Origin of the sequence: Pedobacter jeongneungensis (genome assembly GCF_039538295.1) — a bacterium.
In the GTDB taxonomy this organism is placed as follows: domain Bacteria; phylum Bacteroidota; class Bacteroidia; order Sphingobacteriales; family Sphingobacteriaceae; genus Pedobacter; species Pedobacter jeongneungensis.
In genome coordinates, this window is sequence record NZ_BAABBY010000005.1 from 261,594 (window position 1) to 286,228 (window position 24,635).

A 24,635-nucleotide genomic window follows, 5' to 3' on the forward strand; every position below is an offset into this window, starting at 1 on the left:
GAAAAGATCAACCAAAAACAAAACACATGACAAAAGTAGTAACAGGAGCAAAAGAATTTTTTAAAGGCATCGAACAAATTCAGTTTGAAGGCTTAACCAGTGATAATCCTTTAGCCTTTAGGTGGTACGATGCCAATAAAGTGGTAGCAGGTAAAACCATGAGCGAGCACTTTAAATTTGCCTGTGCGTATTGGCACTCGTTTAACGGCAATGGCTCCGATCCCTTTGGTGGTGCCACACATGTTTTTCCCTGGGATGAAAAGAAAGATGCCATAGAAAGGGCTAAAGATAAAATGGATGCCGCTTTCGAGTTTATAACCAAAATGCAGATCCCTTATTACTGTTTCCATGATGTGGACGTTGTAGACTATACCGATGATGTGGCCGAAAACGAAAGCAGGCTGCAAACCTTAGTAGAGTATGCCAAGCAAAAACAGGCAGAAAGCGGTGTGAAATTACTTTGGGGAACAGCTAATCTGTTCAGCCATAAACGTTACATGAATGGTGCCTCTACCAACCCCGATTTCCACGTACTGGCTCACGGTGCCGCACAGGTTAAAGCCGCTTTAGATGCAACAATTGCCCTGGGTGGCGAAAATTATGTTTTCTGGGGCGGACGTGAAGGTTACATGAGCCTTTTAAACACCAATATGAAACGCGAGCAGGAGCATTTGGCTAAATTTTTACATGCTGCTAAAGATTATGCGCGCAAACAGGGCTTTAAAGGCACTTTCTTCATCGAACCGAAACCATGCGAGCCATCAAAACACCAGTACGATTATGATGCAGCAACCGTTAAGGGCTTTTTGCAGCAATACGATCTGCTGGCCGATTTCAAATTAAATCTGGAGGTTAATCACGCTACGCTGGCCGGTCATACTTTTCAGCATGAATTGCAGGTAGCGGTTGATAATGGCTTATTAGGATCTATCGATGCCAACCGTGGCGATTACCAGAATGGCTGGGATACCGATCAGTTTCCGAACGATATTAACGAATTAACTGAAACCATGCTGATCATTTTAGAAGGTGGCGGACTACAAGGTGGTGGTGTAAACTTTGATGCAAAAATCCGCCGTAATTCTACCGACCCCAAAGATTTATTTTATGCGCATGTAGGTGGAATGGATATATTCGCCAGAGCCTTGATTACGGCAGATGCCATTCTTCAAAAATCAGATTACAAAAAAATCAGATCCGACCGTTACGCTTCTTTTGATATTGGTAAAGGAGCCGAATTTGAACAGGGTAAATTAAGTTTAGAAGATTTGAGAAATTATGCTGCAGAAAACGGCGAACCCGAAGTACGCAGCGGAAAACAGGAATACCTGGAAAACCTGATCAATAGATACATTTAAAAGATTTGTCAGTCTGAGCGTAGTCGAAGACCTTTATACCCGTGGTCTGTGTCCTCACAGACCATTTGCATTTTATGACCTTTTTCAAAGCTCCGCAAAATAATAAACGTCACATTAACATTTTTTAATTTAAAAAAAAGCGGATATTATTTCCTGATTTTATTACATTTAACTTTCTAAACCAAATAACCACTATTACTTTAATGAAACAAAATTTATTGGACACGAAGGATTACATTGTATTTGCAATCTACTTCGTCATTGTGGCTGCTTACGGTCTGTACATCTACAATAAGAAAAAATCCGCATCCACAGGCTCAAAAGATTATTTTCTGGCAGAAGGTTCACTTACCTGGTGGGCAATTGGTGCATCTTTAATCGCATCAAATATTTCGGCCGAGCAATTTATCGGCATGAGCGGATCGGGCTTTAAGATGGGACTGGCAATTGCAACTTACGAGTGGATGGCTGCCCTTACGCTGGTAATTGTTGCTGTTTTCTTTATTCCGGTGTACCTGAAAAATAAGATTGCTACAATGCCCCAGTTTTTGCACCAGCGTTACAATGGAACCGTAGCCATGATTATGGCGGTGTTCTGGTTATTGCTGTATGTAGTGGTAAACTTAACTTCAATCCTTTATTTAGGCGCATTGGCGGTAAGCAGTATCTCTGGTTTTGATCTCAGTTTCTGTATGTATGCCATTGCTGCTTTTGCCATCGTGATTACGCTGGGTGGAATGAAAGTGATTGGTTATACTGATGTAATTCAGGTGTTTTTCCTGATTTTAGGTGGATTAGCTACAACTTATCTGGCTTTAAACCTGGTTTCTACCCACTATGGTACCTCAGGTATTTTTGAAGGTTATAGTTTAATGACTTCAAAAGCATCTGAGCATTTCCACATGATTTTAAAACCTGATAATGAAAACTATATCGATTTGCCGGGTTTAAGCGTGCTTGTAGGTGGTATGTGGATAGTAAACCTGAACTATTGGGGCTGTAACCAGTACATTACCCAGCGCGCTTTAGGTGCCGATTTAAAAACCGCCCGCGGAGGTATTTTATTCGCTGCATTTTTAAAGTTATTGATGCCAATTATTGTGGTTTTACCCGGTATTGCGGCTTATGTATTGTATAAAGATGGTGCTTTCCAATCTGAAATGTTGCAGGGCGGATCTGTTAATCCAGACCGTGCCTATCCTGTATTGTTAAATTTATTGCCTGCAGGTTTAAAAGGTTTATCTTTCGCTGCTTTAACCGCTGCGGTTGTGGCTTCTTTAGCAGGTAAGGCAAACAGTATTGCAACCATTTTTACTTTAGATATTTATAAAAAAGTATTAAAAACTGATGCTTCTGAAAAGAACCTCGTTTTTATAGGTAAAATTGCTGTGGTAGTAGCCATGGTGCTGGGTGTTTTAATTGCGCCTCACTTAGGTATCGATAAAAAAGGAGGCTTCCAATACATTCAGGAGTACACAGGTTTTGTATCGCCAGGTATCTTTGCCATGTTCATCCTGGGTTTCTTCTGGAAAAGAGCTACATCAAATGCAGCACTTTTTGCTACCATTGGTGGTTTCGGATTATCCTTGCTGTTAAAATTCCTTCCGGGCTGGACTGATCTTTCCTGGTTATCTGGAATGGGCTTTTCGGTTAAAAACAGTGCGGGCATTTACGAAATCCCTTTCTTAGACAGGATGGGTTTTGTATTCGTATTCTGTATCATCGGTATGGTGATTATCAGTTTATTCGAGAATAAAAATGGTGTTAACCCTAAAGGATTGGAAATCGATTCGAAAATGTTTAAAACCACCACCAGTTTTGCGGTTGGTGCATTAATTATTATAGGATTATTGGTAGCCCTTTACGGTATTTACTGGTAAAATTTCTTTTTAAATATTTTAAAGCTTTCCGGGGATACCGGAAAGCTTTTTTTGTTTAGCAGAAACCGATAATATAGTATTGTTTTTTGGAAAGCAGATGTAGTATCGTTTAGGTGAGGTTTAGTCCTGCTCTCCGTTCCTTCCGGTGAAAAACCGGAACCACTCCGATCAGGTTTAGGTGGCAAATAAGGTGCTGCTATTTGTGGTTGCAGTGTAGAGAAGTTTTAGCAATAGACCTCGGTTCCTTAGCCCTGATTGAAGTGTAAAGCCCACAGCGCAGCGAGGACTTGAAACGTAAAGCAGGACTACCTTATCCGATTAGCAATGCAACTGCGCTGCAAAAAATAAATTGAACAAGTGATTTGTTTCATGGCGATACGAAACAAGGCAATAGCTTACTGCGCGCAAGGCCCGTCAGGAATTTCTTTGCTGATTTTAATTACTTTAGTAACCACCAGGGTAGAATCGAAATCGGCAGAAACAGTAGCGGTATCGGTTTTTTTGAAATAACCTTCTAACTCTACATATACCGGCTCGTAAGGCTTTTCGAAACCTAAATTGCTATATGCCAGCTCTAAATTTTTTACGCTGTCGGTAACCCAATAATCGCGGGTATCTTCGCAAAGTGTAAAAGATTTCATTTCTGGTCCAAAGCTATACAAACCTTTAACAATTTTCAGGTTACTTTTTTCTCCCTCGGCTTTATCGTTTCTATTACAAGCTGTAATGGCCACGCCAAGGAGCACAACGAATACAATTGCTTGTTTAACTAACTTCATTTTATATGGATTGATTAATTTGATCGATCTTTTTTACACTTAAATTGGAGGACAAAGCCGATGCCAAAAATGAGAAGATTCCTACGGTAAAGAAAACTAAAATGAAATCTTTCCATTTTAAGCCTATAGGATAAGAACTTACCAAAGTTTTATTTTCTTCGCCCATTTTAATCAGGCCGTAAGTGTGCTGAAAATAGTAAAAAATGAGGCCAATAATTAAACCCAATACGCAGCCCGACATGGTAATCATCATGCCCTCAAATAAGAATATACGTTTGATTAATTTTTTACCGGCACCTAAACTGCTCAGAATGGCAACATCCTTCACTTTATCGATTACTAACATGGTTAACGACCCTATGATGTTAAATATAGCAATTATCAGGATAAAAGTGAGAATGATATATACCGCCCATTTTTCGGTATTTAAAATGTGGTACAGTGATTTATTCTGCTCGGCCTGGTTCTTTACCTCGTAATCTTGTCCGGCTTTTTCAATTACCTCTTTTTGAAAGGCATCTACATCCGTACCTGGCTGTAGATTGATCTCAATTGCAGACACATTTTTTTCTTCACCGAGCAATGCCCGGGCAAAATCAAGGGGGACAATAATTCCATTGTCAAAATCCTGCTGTACTTCAAAAACGCCACTAACCCGGATGCTTTTTACCACAAAATCATCAGCAGGATTTAAGCTGTTTGGCACGATATCTTTTTTAGGCGAATAAATTTCCAGTTCGGTAAAAGGATCTACCGTATTTACGGCCAGGTAACTTTGCAGCGCCGAACCAATTACGGCGTTATTGCCGCTTTTGTTATGGAGGATAAAATGGCCCTCTTTTATGGTGCTGTCTAATTTGGTGTTTTTTAAATAATCGGCACTTACCCCTTTAACCATTCCAACAGCCTGTTTATTGTTGTACTTTAACAAGGCATTTTCTTGCAGTACCTCTGTAAAAGCGGCAACAGCTTTGTTTTTTCTGAGCTGGTTAAAGTAAGGGGTGTTCGGATCGAAAGTTTTGCCTTTAGCTGGTGTAATGGCAATTTGCGGGGTAATGGTATCGAACATGTTCAAAACCACCGTTTCTAAACCGTTAAATACCGAAAGGATGATAATTAATGCTGCGCTGCCCACCATTACGCCCACCATAGATATGCCCGATATCAGGTTAATGGCATTGGTAGATTTTTTGGCAAAAAGATATCTTTTGGCAATATAAAACGATGTATTCACAGCGGTAAAGATAGGTAAAATGTACTATGTAAGATGGAAGAGCTATGATGGACACTTAATATAGCAGATGTAAAATGAAAGATCAATATTCCATTATCCATTTAACATCTTACATTTACCATCTTCATTATCCATCATACCTTAAAAAAACGGGTTATGTTGTTTTTCGAAACCGATGGTGGTAGCTGGTCCGTGGCCAGGGTACACTTTGGTTTCATCAGGTAATACAAAAAGTTTATCCGAAATGTTTTGAATTAATTGCTGGTGGTTGCCTCCCGGAAGATCAGTACGGCCAATACTGCCATAAAAAAGGACATCGCCTCCCATTAAAATGTGATCGGCTGCGCTGTAAAAGCATAAATGTGCAGGTGAGTGGCCGGGTGCAAAAATTAAGCTTAAAGTGCTCTTGCCAAAAGATATGGTTCCGGTTTCAGGCAAAAAAGTGTCTGGCTGCGGCGAAACCTCGTATCGGGTAAAGCCCATTGAAGGAGCATAACCGGGAATTGCATTTAAAATCGGTAATTCGCCTTGATGAAACTGTGGTTTTAAACCGTAAGTATCAAAAACGAATTTATTGCCAAAAACATGGTCGAGGTGGCAGTGCGTGTTTAATAATAATACAGGTTTAAGGTTTTCCTGTTTAATAAATGCCGTCAGTTCATTCTGCTCATAACCTTCGTACATGCCCGGGTCGATAATGACACATTCTTTGGTTTCATCGTAAAGCAGATAGGTATTTTCGCTGTAAGCGTTAAAGGTGAAGGTTTTTACTGTAATCATATATTTTTAGAAAGATCTGGTAGCCATCAGGTGAAGTTAATTTTTCCACATAAAGGTGGCAATTAAGGTATCGATATCTTTTTTAATAAAGTTAACAACGGGTGCTATCGAATCGTATTGTGGTCGCTCGTTAAAATACAGTGCACCCCTAAAATAATGTTTGGCACTATCGGTTAAAAAAAACTGTACGGATGATGCGGTATTACCCTCAATAGCGTAATAAATGCCATATACCTTGCGGCTGGGATAATTAATTATTTTTTGATCGATGGCACTTGCCTTTATGGTATGTTTAAAAGCAAGTTTGCGGGCATCTTCCACCATTTCATCGTATTCGCCCTTGCCCGATACATCGTAATAGGTTAAGTGCAAAAAGCCGTTAAACTGTTTAAAATGAAGGTTATACCAGTTCTTTCTGGCGTCGCGGCTCTGATCCTGCTCTACTGTTGCGTAAATTGGATATTCAAAGCTAAAGGGAACGGGCTCGGTAAAATTGGTATATTTTTTTTCAGGGAAAACAATCCTGAAATAAGCTTTAGGTTTAGGGCTGTAATCGTGGTTTTGGCAGGCTGTTATGCATAAAAGCAATACAAAGGGTAAAAAAATGAGTTGTTTTAATTTCATAACATTCAATCAAAGATTGCTTACCCCAAATTCGGGACTGGCTGTCGTTCCTCCCTGCAATAACGATCAGTTAAACTATTTATTCCATATTGCCCAGGCTTTTTCGGCCTGTTTGTATAACATTTCCAGGCCGTTTTTGATCGCTGCGCCCTGTGCTGCTGCTTTTGCCAGAAATGTAGTTTCTAACGGGTTGTAAACCAGATCGTAAGCCAGGTGTTCAGTCCCGAGCTGCGAATAATCAATTTCAGGAAAGGTATCAATATTTGGCGACATTCCCAATGGCGTGGTGTTGATCAATAATTTGTGCGAAGCCAAAATTTCAGGTGTAACCTCTGCATATAAAATAGCACCATCAACCGCTTTGCGTACCACCACCTGGTATTCGATATTCAGTTTTTCTAAAACGTATTTTACCGCTTTGGCTGCTCCTCCATCACCAAAAACCAATGCTTTGGTATGTTGTGGCCCTAACAAGGGGGTTAGTGATGCTTCAAAACCATAGGCATCGGTATTGTAACCTTTTAAATAATTTTCGCCTTCAAAACTTTTAATAGAAATGCAGTTTACCGCACCAATTTTTTCTGCAGCCTCATCTACTTCGTTTAAGTAGCAAAGCACATTTACCTTATGCGGTATGGTTACGTTTAAGCCACAAAGTGATGGGTTTTCGCTTAAAAGATCGGGCAGCGATTTGATATCTTCAATGGGGAAAAGCTCGTATTGATGACCGGCGATGCCTTCATTTAAAAACTTTTCGGTAAAATATTTTTTAGAGAAAGAATGTGATAAAGGATATCCGATTAAGCCGTATGTTTTCATATTGATGTAAATAAGCAAAACCTTACAGGTTTATTTAAATATGCCCTGCTATGCAATGTTATTAAGTAAGCCATTGGCGGGCACAGGTAAAAATAATTTAACCACAGATAAAGAGGATGCGCACAGATATAAAATCCGTGTTTATCTCTGTGCATCTGGGTTAAAAAATCTTAACTTAATAATATTGCCTCGCAATAACGATTTTTGTCTTTATTTTACCTGGTTCAGGAAATAATCGAAAGTATCTCCACGTAAACCCAAACGGATGGTTTCTAACGGAATAACTTCTGCAGGGGCAATATTGCCCAGGTTTACATTGCTGCCGATTAATTTGATAAACCAAACCTGTTGTTCTTTTTGAGGGGCCTCCCAGATAATGGTTTCTTCAGGAATCTGGGTTAAAATTTCATCAACCAAACCTTCGCGTACTTCGCCGCTTCCACGGTAAATACCTACGTTACCACCTTCGCGGGCTTCAGCAATAACTTTCCACGAGCCGGCTTCGATTTCGGCCTGCATTAATTTAATCCACTTGTATGGTGCAAATATTTTAGCCGCATCTTTACTGCCCACTTCAGAAATTACCGTTACCTGTTTAGAAAGTTCACGGATAAATTCACATTTTTTATCATGCTCAATTTCGATCGATCCATCAGAAACTTCTGCATATTCCATTCCGTACTGGTCTAAAACGCGCTGATAATCTGCAAACTGGTTGCGGATGATAAAGGCTTCAAATAAGGTTCCTCCGAAATAGGTTGGGATGCCGGCACTTTTATATAAAGCTAATTTTTCTTTAAGGTTTGGTGTTACGTGTGAGGTAGCCCAGCCTAATTTTACGATATCTGTATGTACACCGGCAACTTCAATAAAATCTTCTACCTGGCGTAGGCTCAATCCCTTATCCATAACCATTGTTAAGCCTTTTTGGCGTGGTTTAGCTGGACGTTCGGGAACGTTTAATAATGGATAATTCATATGCGTACAAAAGTGAAAAAAATTTTGAGATTTATTTGTTAAATTTTTCTCACAAGGTCATTACCTTATATATCTGTTTATAACGTTCAAAATGGCACTATTATCCTGCAATTGCGGTAAATATTCAAACAAAATATAATGTTTGTCAGGGTCGGTTGTTAAAGCTGTTTCCAGGTATCCCAGCGCATCGCTATAATTGCCCATGGCAAAAAGATAGGCTACCATGCGGTAGTAAAGCTCGGCAGCCTCAGGGTTATTTTTGATTGCCTCGGCCATTGTTTCTGATGCCTCAAGCAGTTTTCCCTGTTCGTAAAGCACGGTACTAAAATCCAGCCAGGCTTCGATATCCATTGGATTAAACTCCAGTACTTTTTCGTAGGCTTCAATCGATTCATCAATCTGGCCTAATTTATAATAAGCATCGGCCATGGCGAACCAGAAATCAGGATTTTCAGCCTCTAAATCAATTGCTTTTTTATAAAAATGTAAGGATTCGAAATAACGTTCCTCAAAATTCAGCGTAACACCGATCCCAAACCAGGCATCAGCCATTTTGGGGTCCATTTTTACCGATTTTTTATAATAAGAACGTGCCTCATCCATTTTTTCCAGCTTTTCGTAACACTCCCCAATGGCACAATAAGTATCGGCATTAGGTGGTTCATATTCGAAAGTCTGTTTATAAACTTCAATGGCCTCATCGTATTTATCCAGCTGCACCAAAGCATTCCCTTTATTGAAATAAGCCGAACTGAAATCTTCTTTAATTAAAATGGCATAATCGTAAGCATCAATTGCTTTTTCGAAAAGATTCAGTTTGTGGAAACTATTGCCCAGGTTATACCATGCCGCATACGAATAGGGGTCGGTATCGATATATTGCTGGTAAAACTTAATGCTTTCTTCCTGCTTGTCTAAAACATCGTAGCAAAAAGCCAGTTCGTATAAACCATCCTGGTTTTCCATATTCTGCTCTAAACTGAGCTTAATATAGGTAATGGCACTTTCATAATCGCCCATGCTTTGATATACATAAGCCATCTGCAATAAAATCTCATCCGTGCTTTCGGCAAGGCCTAAAGCTTTTTCATAATTTTCCAAAGCCTCGTCATAACGTTCGGTGTTCTGAAAAATATTACCGCGAAGCAGGTAAATATCCGGTTCTGATGGTTCTAAAAGTTCAGCCTTTTGTAAAGCAATAAAAGCCTGTTCGTGGTTGTTGGTTAAAATGTAAAGATGAGCCTGTTTAATTAAAAAAACAGTTGCATAAGGGTGCTGACTAATTGCAAAATCAACTACCTGCAAAGCTTTGACCGGATCATTTTTCTCGATGTAAAAATCTACAATGTATTCAAAAGCGCCTGCATCGAAAAAATACTGGTCCTGATTGCGGAGCATTTCTTCGTAACGTTCTACCGAGCGTTGTGCGTCTTCGTTGGATTCAAAAAAGAATTCTTCTTCCATATATTATACTATTAAAGAACCGTGCCAATTAGCAGAAAAACACATTATAAGTTTACCAATTTAAATAATCCGTTTTTAAAATAATTATTAACATCAATAAGCTTAAACAGCGTAAATGGCTGAATATAAAGTGTATTAACTGTGGTTAAGATGTGTGGATAATCGACAGATTTTTTGCAACATCGCGGTTCCTTTTCCCTTCTTTTACAAAAATACTATAAATTTATGGGATATACGTAATTATGAAGTCATGAAAGGATTGATCACTTTTGCCCTGTTTTTATCGGGTTTTACTACACATGTTCTGGCACAAAATAACGAAGAAAGCGCTGTTAAGGAAGCTATAAACCATTTGTTTGCCGGTATGAAAACAGGCGACAGCACTTTAACCAGATCGGCCTTTGCAACCGGCGCGGTGATGCAAACCATTGTAAGCAAGGATGGAAAAGTAAGTGTTAGGACAGAATCGGTCGATGATTTTGTTAAGCTGACCGGCACGCCGCACAAAGAAGTGTATGATGAGCGTATTGTATTCAGCAAAATATTAATTGATGGGCCACTGGCTGCAGTATGGACAGATTATAAATTTTATGTAGGTGAAAAATTTAGCCATTGCGGGGTTAATTCCTTTCAATTGGTAAAGGGAGATAAAGGCTGGCAGATTGTTTACATTATTGATACGCGGAGAAAGGATAACTGCAATTAATTTATTTCCTTTTTCCACTTAATTTGGTTTATTGTAAAAGTTGAATACTTTAATCAAATCCTCCTCTTGTTTCAGGTCGAGCTGTTCATTTTTGATAAAAGTGGATATTTCGTCTTTTTTATCGCCTAAAACGGTTGTAACATTTTTTGCTGATGGCGTAAATTTCTGAACCACCCCACCTTTATTGGTAAAATAATTGCTTTGCTGAACCATTTTATTAGCCTTTTTTTTGGTGTACCAATCTTCTGTTGCCTCTTTTTTCACTGTGTATTGTTTAAGCAGCGCAACGCTTCCATCGGCCACTGTTTCGTAGAAATTATTGGTATGATCAGCACCTGATTTATTAAATGTATGAGATTTGCCAAGCGAATCGACCAGGGTGAATGACTGAACCGAATCCTGAATGGCATAAATATTATTATTCTCAGTATATTCTAGTTGCTGCGTTTCTAAATTATAGCGTAAATCTTTTACGTTAAATTCCTTCTGGCTCACGGTTTTTATTTTGCCGTTAGCATACCTGTTGTTAAAGTATGGACTGCCTTCTGTTGGATTTTTTGTTACTGACTTTAACAGCGGCTTGGCGCTTGGACCAACTGTTACATTTTGTGCAAAAGCAAAAATTGCCTGAGTGGTTAGAAAAAAAAGGAAAATGAGGTTTTTCATATTGTTTTTTTTAGTTAAAATTTAGAAAATAGAAAGCTTTATTGCGCAATTAAGGCTTTAAAATTATTAATGTTTCTGGATTTCTGTTTTTTATTTATTTTTTATCAAAAATCTACTGTTTTTTTAGTTTGAAATTGTACTTATTAAGAATTACTAAAACAATTTAGATCTATTTTAAATGCAATTTATACTATTTTTAATATAAATGATGTTTTTTTTGATTTATTGATAAAAATAACTGTAATTCGGGGATTATTAACTTAAACTAACTTCTAAAAACTATGAAAAAACTCGTACTGTGTTTATTCATATTTTTATTTTGCGGCATTACAGAAACCAATGCTCAAAGTAAAAATATTACTGGTAAAGTAGTTGCATCTAATGATGGCCTTCCGCTTCCAGGGGTAACTATCCGTGTAAAGGATACAAAAAAAGCCACCACAACAGGCTCCGATGGTAAATTTACCATCAACGTTAGTCCGAATGATGTTCTCCAGTTCGCCTACCTTGGGTCTTTACCTAAAGAAATTACAGTTGGTACACAATCTAACCTCGTTGTTAGTTTAGAGCCCGATTCAAAAACTTTAAGTGAGGTTACCATTTCTACCGCATTGGGTATTAAACGTAAGCCAAAAGAAATCGGTTATGCAACGCAGCAGGTAACCGGTAAAGCATTAACCGCAAGCAGGCCAACCAACCTTGCCACCGGTTTATCAGGAAAGGTTGCCGGTTTACAGATTAACCAGGCAAACAACCAGATCGATGCCGGCGATCAGGTAAGGGTTGTATTGCGTGGTAACCGCTCATTTACAGGGAACAACCAGGCCCTTTTGGTATTGGATGGTATTATTGTGCCTTTGAGTCAGTTAAATTCGATTAACCCGAACGATATTGACAATGTAAACATTTTAAAAGGTGCTAATGCTGCAGCGCTTTATGGTTCTGATGCTTCGAACGGTGTAATTATTGTGAGCACCAAGAGGGGATCTTCTGACGGAGGAGGCATCACCTATACTAATTCTACTTTACTAAATCGTTTAAGCTACTTTCCAAAGCTGCAAACGGAGTTTGGAGGGGGAACAAATCAGGATGATTTTGGATTTGGTTTGTACACGCCTTTCGAAAACCAGACTTTCGGCGATCGCTTTGATGGAAGCCTCAGGCCACTGGGCCGGGTATTGGAAGATGGTACCTACCAGATGGTTCCTTATTCCTATAAAGATGGTGAGAAAGAAAATTTCTTCGAAACCGGTATTGATGAGCAGAACGACCTTACCTATTCGGGCGGAAATGAAAGCGGAACCACGTATATCAATTTACAGCGCGTAAACAGTAAGGGTTATGTTCCTGGCGATAAATCGAACAGAACGGCAATCCGCATTAACGGAACCCGTAAGCTGAATAAATTTTTAGCCGATTACTCGTTCAACTACACACAAAGAAATTATGATAAAAGTAACAACCAGGTGTATAATAATGTAATTAACACGCCGGGTAACGTACCATTAACAGAGTATAGTGATGTAACCTCTAAATATGGCAATCCGAACGATTATTATAACGATTATTATAACAACCCGTATTTTGGTTTACAACAAAACCGTAATAATGAGAGAAGAGACGATTTGCTGGGTAATATTTCTTTTACTTATAAGCCGGTTGATTGGCTGAGCTTATTGGCCAGGGGTGGTTTCAGCAGCAAGAATACGCAGGGAAAAAATAAAAATTATGCCTATACCTATTCAGATTTTGCTCACAACTCAGGCAAGGCAGCAGCTGCAACGCAATACACTAAATCATCGGTAACCGATTACAATGAATTTGAAAGCAGGTACACAGGCGATTTTCTTGCAACAGCCACTAAAACGTTTAACCAATTTAAATTTACTTTAATTGGCGGTGCCCAGGTGATTCAGAAAAATTATAAGTACATGTCGCAATCGGGTTCTAACCTGGTGGTAGATAACCTTTTCAATATCAATAATCGTACTGGTGAGATTGTAGGTTCGGAAACGGAGCGAAATTCTAGACAACTGGGTGTTTTTGGTGATTTCACCGCTACGTATAACGATTTTTTAACCATCCACGTATCGGGCCGAAACGACTGGGATTCAAGGCTAGCGGCAAGCAACCGTTCATTTTTTTACCCCGCAATTGATGCTGCCATAACCCTTACCGATGCTATACCAGCTTTAAAAGAGAGTAAGGTAATCAGCAATTTGAAACTCCGCGGAGGTATTTCTAAAGTATATGCGGTACAGGTTGATCCTTACAATATCATTTCTACAATTAGTCCTGCAGGAAACTTCCCTTATGGTGGTACGGCAGGTTATTCGATAGATAACAAATTATTTGATCCAAACCTGAAACCGGAACACACAATTTCGAAAGAGATTGGTGTTGATATCGGTTTCCTGAATAACCGGATTACTTTAGAAACTTCTGCATACCTTCAGAATACAAAAGATCAGGAGATTATTAACGGTATCGATTTATCAGGCACAACCGGTTATACCAGTGCAGTTATCAATACTGGTGAGGGACAAAATAAAGGGATTGAGTTCAGTTTAAACGCTGCTCCCGTTATTGGTTTGGCCAATGGATTTAGGTGGAACGTTGGTGTAAACTATTCTTATAACACCAATAAAGTTCTATCATTATATCAGGGCCAAAATCAATTGGGAATTGGCGATAACAACTATATTGTGGTTGGCCAGAGTTTCCCTTCTTTACAGGTTAGTACTTATCAAACAGATCCGCAGGGGCGTGTTATTGTTGATGCCAATACCGGACTGCCACTTTCTAATCCGATCAATAAAGATTTCGGACAAACCAACCCCAGTCATGTTTTAGGTATCAACACCAGTTTTACCTTTAAAAACTTTACCCTTTCGGGTGTAGCCGAATACCGTAGTGGTAACGTGTTTTACAATAGTTTTGCCGGAACGCTTGATTTTGCCGGTATCAGTTACACTTCAGGAGAGGCCGGACGTGAGCGGTTTATTTATCCAAATTCAGTTATAGAAACATCGCCAGGGGTATTTGTGCCTAACACCAATACCACAACTATACAGGGCAATGGCTCTTTCTGGTCGGATGGTATCCGTACAAACACGGCTTCTAACTATGTAATGAGTGCTGCATTCTGGAAAATCAGAGAGCTTTCTTTGGCTTACCAGGTGCCAGGCCAGTGGTTACAGAGCAAGGCTAAATTTATTAAAAATGCGAGTATAGCGCTCATCGGAAGAAACTTGTTTATGTTCCGTCCGAGCGATAATATTTACACCGATCCGGAAATTAACGTAGGCACAGGAAATGCGCAGGGTGTTAATAACCTTAATCAAACGCCTCCAACCCGTATTTATGGTTTTACCGCAACAATTGGCTTTTAACGATTAACGAAAAAAACATGAAAAAGAAATTAATATATGTGTTTACAGTATCAGCAGTATTACTGTTGGGTGCCTGTAAAAAGGGGTTTTTGGATATTAACGATAATCCGAACAATGCAACTACGGTTAAACCGGCCCTGGTTTTAACCGGTGCATTAAATAATACTGCTGCCTATACAACCGGCGGTTCTATTTTTTACAGCTTTGCTGCACTATGGATGAATTACTGGATGACACCAGGGGGCGTTTCGGGATGGTATGAAGAACGTTCGTATAATTTTACCACCAACTGGAGCGGTTCTACAACACTTTGGGCCAATCTATACGATAATTTAAATGATTACCAATATTTGGAAACGCAGGGTAAAGCATCCGGACAGAATTTTTATGTTGCTGTTGCCAAAACAATGAGAGCATGGGATTTTCAGTACCTGGTAGATTTTTATGGTAACGTACCTTATACGCAGGCATCAAAATCTGTAACTTTCCTTAACCCAAAATACGATAAAGCGCAAAGCATTTATGAGGATTTAGCGAAACAGCTTGATACTGCTGCCAATTTGTTCAAAACCATTACGGTATCTCCTGCAGATGCCGCTGCTGATATTTATGCCAAAGGAAACCTGCAAAAATGGGGCAAGTTTGCCAACACCTTAAAACTGAGGATTCTTTTGCGTCAATCAGAGATGCCTGGTCGCGAGCAATATATTAAAGATGAAATTGCCAAAATTACGGCCAATGGTTTTGGATATATCGGAACCGGAGATGGGATATTCAATAATCCGGGGTATTTAAATACGGCAGGAAAGCAAAATCCGTTTTGGGCCGTTTATGGTTATGGTGTTGATGGTACCAGAACTGCTTCGCATGGTTACATGTTGGCGAGTTCTTACGGTCTTAATTTCCTTCAGGATAATGATGACCCGAGATTGGGCCGGTTATATAATACCATTAACGATGGTGCGGGCACTACCTACGAAAGCTTAATTTGGGGACAGGACGTTGATGCTCCTTTTACCATTGCGAGGGTTTCGAGTATCGGTAAAGGTGTGTTGAAATCATTCGATCAGCCACAGCCGATTATTACTGATTTTGAAAGTTTGTTTATTCAGGCAGAAGCTGCACAAAGGGGTTATATTTCTGGCAGTGCACAAGCAGATTATGAAGCTGCTGTAACCGCAAACTTTGTTTACCTGGGGCTGACCGCAGCTGATGCAGCAACTTATCTTGCTGATCAGTCTGTTGCAACATGGGATGCGAATGCCGATAAAATTGCATTGATTATTAAACAGAAATGGGCGGCAATGAACGGCACAAATGCAATTGAACCATGGACGGATTACAGGCGCTTGGAGCTTCCGGCAGATATGCCAATTTCTATTGCTTCAACCGTAACCACTAAAAAAATCCCGGTAAGAATGTTATATCCACAGAGAGAATATAACACCAACTCTGCCAATGTAATTGCAGAAGGTACTATTAACCAGTTTACTTCAAGAATTTTCTGGGACGTTAAATAAATCAGTTAAAACGATGAAAAATAAAAATATATTCAGCGGACTTGCCGCAATGTTATGCATTGTAAGTCTTTCGTCTTGTTTAAAAAACAAAAACGAACAACCCGATTTTTCGACTACAACACCCGTTGTAGAAATCCCGGTTGGCTCTCCGGTTGGTGATGGCAGTGTAAATTCGTTAACAACTTCGCTTATCCAGCAGGATGCACCCAGCGATTACATTTATTATATCAATTATGCAGCATCCAGTACAAAATCTACCGACATTAAAGTAACTTTATCTATCGATCCTGCCACACTTGATAAGTACAATGCTGCACATACTGATGCCCCATTAACCATGGTGCCAACAAATGCTTTCAGCACTTCTACAACCATTACCATTCCGGCCAATACCCGTAGGGTACAGGTTCCGGTAAAATTTGTGAGTACAGCTCTGGATCCTGCACTTAGTTATGGGTTGCCGATAAAAATTACCGATGCATCGGGAGAAGTGATCAGCAAAAATTTTGGGGCAGTTGTTATAAAGGTTGCAGTAAGAAACCGCTACGATGGAAAATATAGCTTAAAAGGTTATATTTTCAGAGAAGGTGATACTGATGGGCTTATGGGCTATTTTAAAGGTTTAAGTCAGGATTTATCGAGTAACGGTGCCACGGCATTAAACTTTTCTCAGGTTTGGAAAACTGGTGCCGGTGCTGGTGGTATTGATGGTTTAACCATTAATGTTAATCCGACAACCAATAAGGTAACGATGAAAAGTACAGCAAATGCAACTTTAGTAAACGATCCGGCTTACGATAGCCGTTACGATCCGGCTACTAAAACTTTTTATATTTCTTTTAAATGGGGCGCAAGTCCGGCCAGCAGGGCAGCTACCGACACACTTACCTATGTATCAGCTCGTTAAGAAATAAAACATTTTATCAAAGCCCCAAGGATGATTCTTTGGGGCTTTTTTATTATTAAGGTAGATGAAATTTTCAACCACGGATAAACACAGATCAACACAGATTTTATATTCCTTTCGCATCAATAATCTGGTCTTAGCGTTTCGCTAATACACCAAAATATACTTTATTGTATGTCCGTAACAAAACGCTACAGACTAGATTGGTTCATAAAAAAGTCGTCATCTCGACTGAAACAGCCCTAATATTCGAAAGAGAGATCTATCTCGAGGTAGATCTCTCGGCTACGTTGCACTCCGCTCGAGATGACGATCTGTTGGAGGTTAGCACAAGGCAATCTTAAAGCGCATGCTAATAGCGATCGTTTTAAGATTGCTTCCCCGAAATCGGGGCAGGCTGTCCGCTGAAAAAGCCTTTTAGCAATGACGACCTAGTGGAGGAATAAAAATTATTCCTTTTCTAAATCTGCAGCACCTTTTTTAAACAGCTCGGCCTGTTTGTTCAGGTTTGTTTTAGCTTCTCCACTTGCTGCTGTAGCCTGTTTTGTTTTGGCTTGTGCGGTGGCTGTGTAAGCTCCTGCCAGCTGTTTATTTAAATACGATTGCAGTTTTAACCTCTCAATTGCACTGCTGATGTTTTTTATCCCTTTTTCGGTAATCGCAGGGTTTGTATTTGCCCTTAAATACTGGAAATACTGGCCAATTACACCAAAAATTTTATTACGGTCGCCGTTTAGCATAATGTTTTCGTAAAATGCCTGATGCTCATCTTTAGGATCGCTGATGTACAACGATGCAATAGATGGCGCGATGTGGTCTTTCGTATCTGCATCTAAAGCCGATAGAGCCGTAATACTTTCTTGCGGAGCCAGTTTAGCCAAACCACCAATACCGGCAGCAAGCACTTTGTACGATCTGTCTTTCAGGCTTTCCTGCATCAACGTTTTATAAGCCTGATCGCCGGTTTCTGATAATTTTACTATCGCAGCCGATCTTACTTCAGTGTCTTTATCACTTTTTGCCATTTGAAGCAGGATTGGTAAAGCTGCGGCTTTAATTTTTGCATCTTCCAGGTTAATCCCGTCGATACTTAAAGCACGTAAATCTCCCGATTTATCTTTTAGTCCTTCAAGCAATACCTGCTGACCGCTGTTGGCTTTGCTTTGCATAATAAATTGTAAAGCTTCGATCCTGTTGGCATAACTTGGTGCATTTTTATACTGGAAATAATAGTTTTCGGCTGTTTTATTATCATTCGTTTCGCCCACAATGATTTTATCCACGTCGAAATCGATCAGATCGGGTTTAGCGCTTACGTCAAAACTAAAATTCTGCTCGCGGCTATTGATCAGGATCTCTTTTCTGATTTTTTTACCGCCAGCATAAATATCGATTTTAACCGGTAAGGTAAAAGTTTGCACGCCCGAGTCCTGAGTTTGTTTCACCTTAATGGTTGCTTTGCCATTTTCGTAACCATAATCGATGCTTAAGATTGGGTGACCGCCATTGTAGTACCACTGGTTAAAATACGGGCTCCAGTCTTTACCGGTTACATCTTCCATGGCCAAACGCAATTGGTGTGTTTCGCCATTTTTGAAAGCATTGGTGGTTAAGTAGCGGTTAAGCGATTTGTAAAAAGCTGCATCGCCCATCTGGTTTTTAAGGGCATATAAAATGATCGATCCTTTGGCATAACTCACATTATCGAACATATCTTCCTTGTCGTTATAATAAAAACGGGCCAAAACAGGGCTCTCACCTTTCTTTGTCGATCCTAAATACGATTGCAGTTTTTCGTAACGCGATTTATCTTCCGCATCCTGACCAGCGTCGTGCCCGTGCCAGATTACCTCTCCAAAAGTAGCAAACGATTCGTTCATGGTTAAGTTAGACCACGATTCGGCAGTAACATAGTCGCCAAACCATTGGTGAAAAAGCTCGTGCGCAATGGTTCCTTCTTCATTGCCATCCAGTAATTCGCGGTCTGTTTTTTGTACCTGCTCGCCATGTAAGGTTGCTGTGGTATTTTCCATCGCACCCGAAACATAATCCCTGGCTACCACCTGCGAATATTTGTTCCATGGATAATCTACACCCAAAATATTGCTGTAAAACTGGATCATATCGGGGGTTTTCCCAAAGATCTGTTTAGCATAAGGCGCAAATTTTGGTTCCAGGTAATAATTCACTTCTTTGCCTTTATAAGTATCCTTTGTCACCTTAAACTCGCCAATGGCCATCATGAATAAGTAAGGTGAGTGTGGCAGGTCCATTTTCCAGGTATCGGTTCTGGTTCCATCGGCGTTGGCTTTCTGACTGACCAGTTTCCCGTTAGAAAGTGTGGTGTACTTTGATTTAACCGTCATCGAAATTTCTTCGGTGGTTTTCTGGTCCGGTTTATCTATTGTAGGAAACCAGGCTGATGATGATTCCGTTTCGCCCTGCGTCCAGATTTGGGTTGGTTTATTTTTATCCGTACCATCAGGGTTGATAAAATAAAGGCCTTTGGCATCGGTTATGGCCGCACTTCCCTTTACTTTCAGTTCGTCAGGTTTGGCAGTGTAAGCAATGTAAACCGTATATTTTTCGGTATTGGTGTACTTTTTATTTAATGTGATGTATAGTTTATTGTCATTATACACATATTTAAGCGGTGTATTTCCGTTAGCACCAACTAAAGCAACGGTTTTAATGTCCATACCCTGCGCATCGAGGGTTAAAGAATCTGTAGGGTAAAAATGAGGCTTTAAAGTTACCCATTCTTTACCATATAAATATCGTTTAGCATAATCAAAAGATACATCGAGTTTGGTATGTACCAGATCGTTAACCTTGGTTGCGGTAACGCGGTAAACGCTGAGGTTATTTGATTTTTCGGCAGGTTGTTCCTGTGCGAAAAGTGGATTAGCCATAAAGGCTGAAACCAATATTACCCCACAGGCAATAAATTTTTTATTCATTTTTTAAGATTTTATAAGTCAGTTATCTTTAAAGCAAGATATTAAGAATTGTGGTAAAAGTAAAGCGTCAAATGTAACCTGCTTTAACTTAATTTTTTGTTTTTTTGTGTAAATCGTTAGATATATGACTACAGATATTCAATCCATTTTAAATAAACTGGGTGTACAGGCAGACAATTCGGCCTATAGTACAGGGAGCAGCTGGGGCGGTGCATCGAACACAGACAGGTTGGAAAGCTATTCTCCTGTTGACGGTAAACTGATTGCTTCGGCGAGAGTTGCAAGTGCTACTGATTACGATGCCATTATGGTAAAAGCACAAGCTGCATTTAAGGATTGGCGTACTGTTCCGGCTCCGAAAAGAGGTGAAATTGTACGTCAGTTTGGTGATGCCCTGCGCGAAAATAAAGAGGCTTTGGGCACGCTGGTTTCGTACGAAATGGGGAAAAGTTTGCAGGAAGGATTTGGCGAAGTACAGGAAATGATCGATATCTGTGATTTTGCAGTGGGTTTATCGCGGCAGCTTTATGGTTTAACCATGCACAGTGAACGCCCGAGCCACCGCATGTACGAACAGTGGCATCCGCTTGGGGTTGTAGGCATAATTTCTGCCTTTAATTTCCCGGTTGCGGTTTGGAGCTGGAATGCCGCGCTGGCCCTGGTTTGTGGTAATGTTTGCATCTGGAAACCATCAGAAAAAACACCTTTAACGGCCATTGCCTGTCAGCATATTATTGCAAAGGTTTTTAAAGCTAACGATGTTGCCGAAGGCGTTTGTAGCCTGGTATTAGGTGATAGAATTGTAGGCGAATTAATGACAAATGATAGCCGTATTCCATTGGTTTCTGCAACCGGATCAACCCGTATGGGGAAAGCGGTTGGTGCTGCTGTTGGTGCCCGTTTAGGTAAGAGCTTACTCGAGCTTGGGGGTAACAATGCCATCATTATTTCCGAACATGCCGATCTGGATATGAGTTTAATCGGAGCAGTATTTGGTGCAGTTGGTACGGCCGGTCAGCGCTGTACGTCAACCCGGAGGTTGATTATCCACGAAAGTGTGTACGATGCTTTTACCGCCAAACTGGTTAAAGCTTACGGGCAACTGCGCATTGGCGATCCGTTAGATCAGAATAACCATGTTGGTCCACTGATTGATACCGATGCCGTTGCAGCATATTTAGATTCAATTGAAAAATGTAAGGCCGAAGGAGGTAATTTCATAGTAGAAGGTGGTGTTTTATCAGGCGATGCTTATGCCAGTGGCTGTTATGTAAAACCTTGCATCGCCGAGGTTCAGAATGATTATAAAATCGTACAGCACGAAACTTTTGCACCAATTTTATACCTGATTAAATATAAAACATTAGATGAAGCCATTGCGCTGCAAAATGGTGTGCCACAAGGCTTATCGTCAGCAATTATGACCTTAAATTTAAGAGAAGCAGAACAGTTTTTATCAGCTAATGGATCTGATTGTGGCATTGCCAATGTAAATATCGGTACTTCGGGTGCCGAAATTGGGGGTGCTTTTGGAGGCGAAAAAGAAACCGGCGGCGGTAGAGAAAGCGGGTCGGACGCCTGGAGAGCCTACATGCGCAGACAAACCAATACGATCAATTATTCGAATACTTTGCCACTGGCGCAGGGCATTAAATTTGATTTGTAAAGAAGAATTGTCATTGCGAGAAGGAACGACGAAGCAATCTATATTGGCCAGGGTTTATAATCCGGACCATCTTTTAAAGCAAAAAAGGCGCTGAAATCTAAATTCAGCGCCATTATGGTAAAATATATGATAGGGTTAGAATAGTTTTTCTAATAAATCAACCCGGATATCATCGTAACGGGATTTGTTGTTGGCTAAAAGTGATTTTCCGGTTAACCGGATACTGGTTTCCTGAGCGGTAAAACCAGCCATATTTATTTTAGATGCTATACCCAAAACGGCCTGGTGAGAATCGGTTGTGCCTTCTAATTTTAAGGATGCATCATCTTTCACATTTGTTGATAAATTAACTGTATTGGCTTTAATGTCTGCCGATGCCTCATCATTTAAAACCACGTTCAGGTTTAACAGATTGAAAGTTCCGGCAGTGCTTACAGTTGCAGTATTTGAAGCTTCGATATCGGTTAAATTATTTACATGCGCTATAACCGTTAAGGCATTTTTATCAAATGAACTGATTCTCAATTCTGCTCCCTGTTGTTGTACCAAAGCATTTTTGGTGTAATATTGATCGTAAACCTCAACGCTTTCCTTGGCATCCTGAACCAGGATCAGTTTCACATTGCCTGATACCACAATTTTGCTGATGTTTTTAACTTTGGTTATAGCAGTGTAGTTAGCATTGTTTTCTGTTGCGTTTGCTACAACTGTTGCGCTGCTTAAAGTAACCATTACTAATGCTGCTGCGAATAAATTTTTGATAGAGTTTTTCATGACCTTAATATTTTATGTTTATAAATCTTAATTTTAAATCCCTAGTAATTAGGTGTTTTTGTAGTTAAGACTGCGATCTGGTAAAAACGTTTCAGCCAATTTTAGGCTATTATACCATGCGCTTGTATTTATAGACGAACGCCAAAATAACCTATACGAAAACCTGCTTGTTTTTTGAAACTTCGACAAACAAAAAAGCCGATTTGGTTAAAGACCGGCCATTTATTAAAAGTGATTTGGCTTAAAGCTTTTTAATGAGCAGATAACTCCTTGTCTCACTCCAAAAATAATCCTTGCTATCGTTTTCGTAATAAGTACTTTGTAAAGACGTAACGATGATGGTATATTGGTATCCGTTAATACTTTTAGAAACACTCATCAGCTTTGCGGGGTAAAAGTATTCCTGTTTTTTATTAGTGGTTTTTAAGGCACCTTTTTTATAGGCATTAACGGCTTGCTTAAATACTTCTTTTAAATCAAACTGAAGTGCTGGTTGATTATTAACCAATAGCAGGAGTTTTGAACCGATTTTATTTGTTGTTAAATCTGTACCGTAAAGCCGTGTTATTTTTTTTTCCTGATATCCATTCATTTCGATCAGGTAATCATAACCCTTAACATTTAAAACCTGGTTTTCATCATTTTGGAGTGTAATGCTTACACCGTGATCATATTCCAAATCACCTTTAACTTTAAAAATAGCCAATGCGGTATCAACCTTGTTCATGCGCATGCTGTACCGATAGCTATTGGTAGCATCTATTTTTTCTTCTATTTTACTAAGATCTCTTTTGGTAAAGGGTTGAAGGGTTTTTAATCCGTGGGTGTACACCAGATATCTGATTACCGCTGGTTTTTCTTTAATATCGTCTTTTTTCTTACTGCCCATGATTCGCTTTAACCGGCTCAACTGCGAGTATTTTGATACAGAAAAGGCACTTTGCGGGCCATAAGTAGCCAATAGCGAAATGATGCACAAGCTTATCGGGATTACTTTGATATTCTGCTTTTTACTGAAGAGAAAATAGATGGTTACCCCTGCCAGCCATAAAGCCAGTGCAGTTAAAATATACCTGCTTTCTGTAATGCCATAATGCCCCACCCTTTTCCATACGGCAAGCAATAAAAGCACCACTAAGGGGATCATCATGGCATAAAAGAATTTGGAAAATAATTTAATCCAGCTGTTACCTGCAGTTTCTTTAACCGGAAAAACCAGAAGCAATGACAGGATTCCAAAAACAGCGTAACCTAAAATCAGGCTGGAAACCAAACCCTTTGGCAATTCCCATAACACCACGATTTTGAGTTCATAAACGAGTAAAATTGCTAAATAAATAGTCACCAGTGGAATAAGTACAAACTGGGCAAATATTTTCAAGCCTTTCGGATAGCTTTGATCTTCTTCCAGTAATTTATAATCGGTAGGAATTCCTGCCAAAAAGAATGTGGTGCTAAATCCTGCGCTAATGATGGCAAATAGGATCATATATGTTTGCCATTTAATTTCGGCATTAAACAATCCGTTAATGGCAACCAGGGCAATAGCCAAACCAGCATATAGTACCGCAGAATAAAGTGCAGAAGTAAGAAACCGAAGAAAAAGGGCTTTGTTAAACTGCCAGAAGCCGTTTACATTTTCCTGGCCGATAAATGGTGCAAATGCAACAAGCAAATGGAAGGCAAAAGCAAATAAGAAAATGCGGTAAAGATCTGCTGAATAGTTGGTCGGATCGAGGCTGAAATAAAGTAAAACACAGATAAGTAACCCACCCAAACGCAATAACCATTTTTTCTTTACTGCGTATTGGTTCCGTTCTGAAATTAAATCGAGGGCCAATAAGAGTGTGAGCGCCAGATTTAAAATGGCAATGGCCTTTATTAAATGATCTTTTAAATTTTCGTTCTGTTCTGAGTAGTCCCGATAATCTGAAATATGGATATAATAGCACCAGCACAATGTTGCAGCAACTGCAAAAATAAATTGTAAGGGAAAACGCTTAATTACATTTAAAAACCCATTGTAGAGCTGTTGGAGAGAAGGTAATTTCATCTGATTTTTTTATTAAAGATATAACGTTTTAAGCTTAATGATTAAGGCTCAGGATTTAATTTGTTAAAAAAGGTT

Annotated in this window: 18 protein-coding genes; 7 read left to right on the plus strand and 11 right to left on the minus strand. The window is 39.6% G+C overall.

Annotation, left to right across the window (positions count from 1 at the left end; genetic code table 11):
• The first annotated feature begins 26 nt into the window (after positions 1-26).
• The gene (gene xylA / locus ABD769_RS11435) at positions 27-1,358 is read left to right on the plus strand and encodes a xylose isomerase (RefSeq protein ID WP_344851543.1); all 1,332 of its coding nucleotides are present in this window, start codon (positions 27-29) and stop codon (positions 1,356-1,358) included.
• A 203-nt stretch (positions 1,359-1,561) separates the two neighbouring features.
• On the plus strand, positions 1,562-3,238 hold the full coding sequence (locus ABD769_RS11440) for a sodium/sugar symporter (RefSeq protein ID WP_344851544.1): 1,677 nt from the start codon (positions 1,562-1,564) through the stop codon (positions 3,236-3,238).
• A gap of 395 nt (positions 3,239-3,633) precedes the next feature.
• On the opposite strand, the gene ABD769_RS11445 is transcribed toward ABD769_RS11440, so the two are convergent.
• The 7 genes from ABD769_RS11445 to ABD769_RS11475 form a co-directional block, all read right to left on the minus strand.
• On the minus strand, positions 3,634-4,017 hold the full coding sequence (locus tag ABD769_RS11445) for a hypothetical protein (RefSeq protein WP_344851545.1): 384 nt from the start codon (positions 4,015-4,017) through the stop codon (positions 3,634-3,636).
• Position 4,018: 1 nt separating this feature from the next.
• On the minus strand, positions 4,019-5,251 hold the full coding sequence (locus ABD769_RS11450; RefSeq protein WP_344851546.1) for an ABC transporter permease: 1,233 nt from the start codon (positions 5,249-5,251) through the stop codon (positions 4,019-4,021).
• A 141-nt stretch (positions 5,252-5,392) separates the two neighbouring features.
• Complete coding sequence (locus ABD769_RS11455) at positions 5,393-6,031, minus strand: MBL fold metallo-hydrolase (RefSeq protein ID WP_344851547.1); 639 nt, start codon at positions 6,029-6,031, stop codon at positions 5,393-5,395.
• 36 nt (positions 6,032-6,067) lie between these two features.
• The gene (gene gldD / locus ABD769_RS11460; protein ID WP_344851548.1) at positions 6,068-6,655 is read right to left on the minus strand and encodes a gliding motility lipoprotein GldD; all 588 of its coding nucleotides are present in this window, start codon (positions 6,653-6,655) and stop codon (positions 6,068-6,070) included.
• A 75-nt stretch (positions 6,656-6,730) separates the two neighbouring features.
• Positions 6,731-7,474, minus strand: a complete 744-nt coding sequence (locus ABD769_RS11465) for a shikimate dehydrogenase family protein (RefSeq protein WP_344851549.1) — start codon at positions 7,472-7,474, stop codon at positions 6,731-6,733.
• A 210-nt stretch (positions 7,475-7,684) separates the two neighbouring features.
• A complete protein-coding gene (locus ABD769_RS11470; protein WP_344851550.1) occupies positions 7,685-8,452 on the minus strand; it encodes a phosphosulfolactate synthase in 768 nt (255 codons plus the stop codon).
• Positions 8,453-8,512: 60 nt separating this feature from the next.
• On the minus strand, positions 8,513-9,916 hold the full coding sequence (locus tag ABD769_RS11475) for a tetratricopeptide repeat protein (RefSeq protein WP_344851551.1): 1,404 nt from the start codon (positions 9,914-9,916) through the stop codon (positions 8,513-8,515).
• Between the two features lie 250 nt (positions 9,917-10,166).
• On the opposite strand from ABD769_RS11475, the gene ABD769_RS11480 reads away from it, so the two are divergent.
• Positions 10,167-10,622 carry a nuclear transport factor 2 family protein gene (locus ABD769_RS11480; RefSeq protein ID WP_344851552.1) on the plus strand — a complete coding sequence of 152 codons (456 nt, stop codon included), beginning with the start codon at positions 10,167-10,169 and terminating at the stop codon, positions 10,620-10,622.
• An 18-nt stretch (positions 10,623-10,640) separates the two neighbouring features.
• Here the strand turns inward: ABD769_RS11480 and ABD769_RS11485 are convergent, their stop codons facing one another.
• On the minus strand, positions 10,641-11,288 hold the full coding sequence (locus ABD769_RS11485) for a hypothetical protein (protein ID WP_344851553.1): 648 nt from the start codon (positions 11,286-11,288) through the stop codon (positions 10,641-10,643).
• A 281-nt stretch (positions 11,289-11,569) separates the two neighbouring features.
• Here ABD769_RS11485 and ABD769_RS11490 point away from each other — a divergent pair, with 281 nt between their 5' ends.
• From ABD769_RS11490 to ABD769_RS11500, 3 genes are read left to right on the plus strand one after another with little or no spacing between them, the layout of a single operon-like run.
• On the plus strand, positions 11,570-14,680 hold the full coding sequence (locus ABD769_RS11490; RefSeq protein ID WP_344851554.1) for a SusC/RagA family TonB-linked outer membrane protein: 3,111 nt from the start codon (positions 11,570-11,572) through the stop codon (positions 14,678-14,680).
• A 17-nt stretch (positions 14,681-14,697) separates the two neighbouring features.
• Positions 14,698-16,200, plus strand: coding sequence for a SusD/RagB family nutrient-binding outer membrane lipoprotein (locus tag ABD769_RS11495; RefSeq protein ID WP_344851555.1), 1,503 nt, complete (start codon positions 14,698-14,700; stop codon positions 16,198-16,200).
• A 13-nt stretch (positions 16,201-16,213) separates the two neighbouring features.
• Positions 16,214-17,107 carry a DUF1735 domain-containing protein gene (locus ABD769_RS11500; protein WP_344851556.1) on the plus strand — a complete coding sequence of 298 codons (894 nt, stop codon included), beginning with the start codon at positions 16,214-16,216 and terminating at the stop codon, positions 17,105-17,107.
• Positions 17,108-17,556: 449 nt separating this feature from the next.
• Here ABD769_RS11500 and ABD769_RS11505 read toward each other — a convergent pair whose 3' ends face one another.
• The gene (locus ABD769_RS11505; RefSeq protein WP_344851557.1) at positions 17,557-20,067 is read right to left on the minus strand and encodes a M1 family aminopeptidase; all 2,511 of its coding nucleotides are present in this window, start codon (positions 20,065-20,067) and stop codon (positions 17,557-17,559) included.
• Between the two features lie 124 nt (positions 20,068-20,191).
• On the opposite strand from ABD769_RS11505, the gene amaB reads away from it, so the two are divergent.
• Positions 20,192-21,733 carry an L-piperidine-6-carboxylate dehydrogenase gene (gene amaB, locus ABD769_RS11510; protein ID WP_344851558.1) on the plus strand — a complete coding sequence of 514 codons (1,542 nt, stop codon included), beginning with the start codon at positions 20,192-20,194 and terminating at the stop codon, positions 21,731-21,733.
• A 135-nt stretch (positions 21,734-21,868) separates the two neighbouring features.
• On the opposite strand, the gene ABD769_RS11515 is transcribed toward amaB, so the two are convergent.
• Together ABD769_RS11515 and ABD769_RS11520 are read right to left on the minus strand one after the other, a co-directional pair.
• Complete coding sequence (locus ABD769_RS11515) at positions 21,869-22,507, minus strand: GIN domain-containing protein (RefSeq protein WP_344851559.1); 639 nt, start codon at positions 22,505-22,507, stop codon at positions 21,869-21,871.
• 241 nt (positions 22,508-22,748) lie between these two features.
• Complete coding sequence (locus tag ABD769_RS11520; RefSeq protein WP_344851560.1) at positions 22,749-24,560, minus strand: DUF4153 domain-containing protein; 1,812 nt, start codon at positions 24,558-24,560, stop codon at positions 22,749-22,751.
• Positions 24,561-24,635 lie beyond the last annotated feature (75 nt).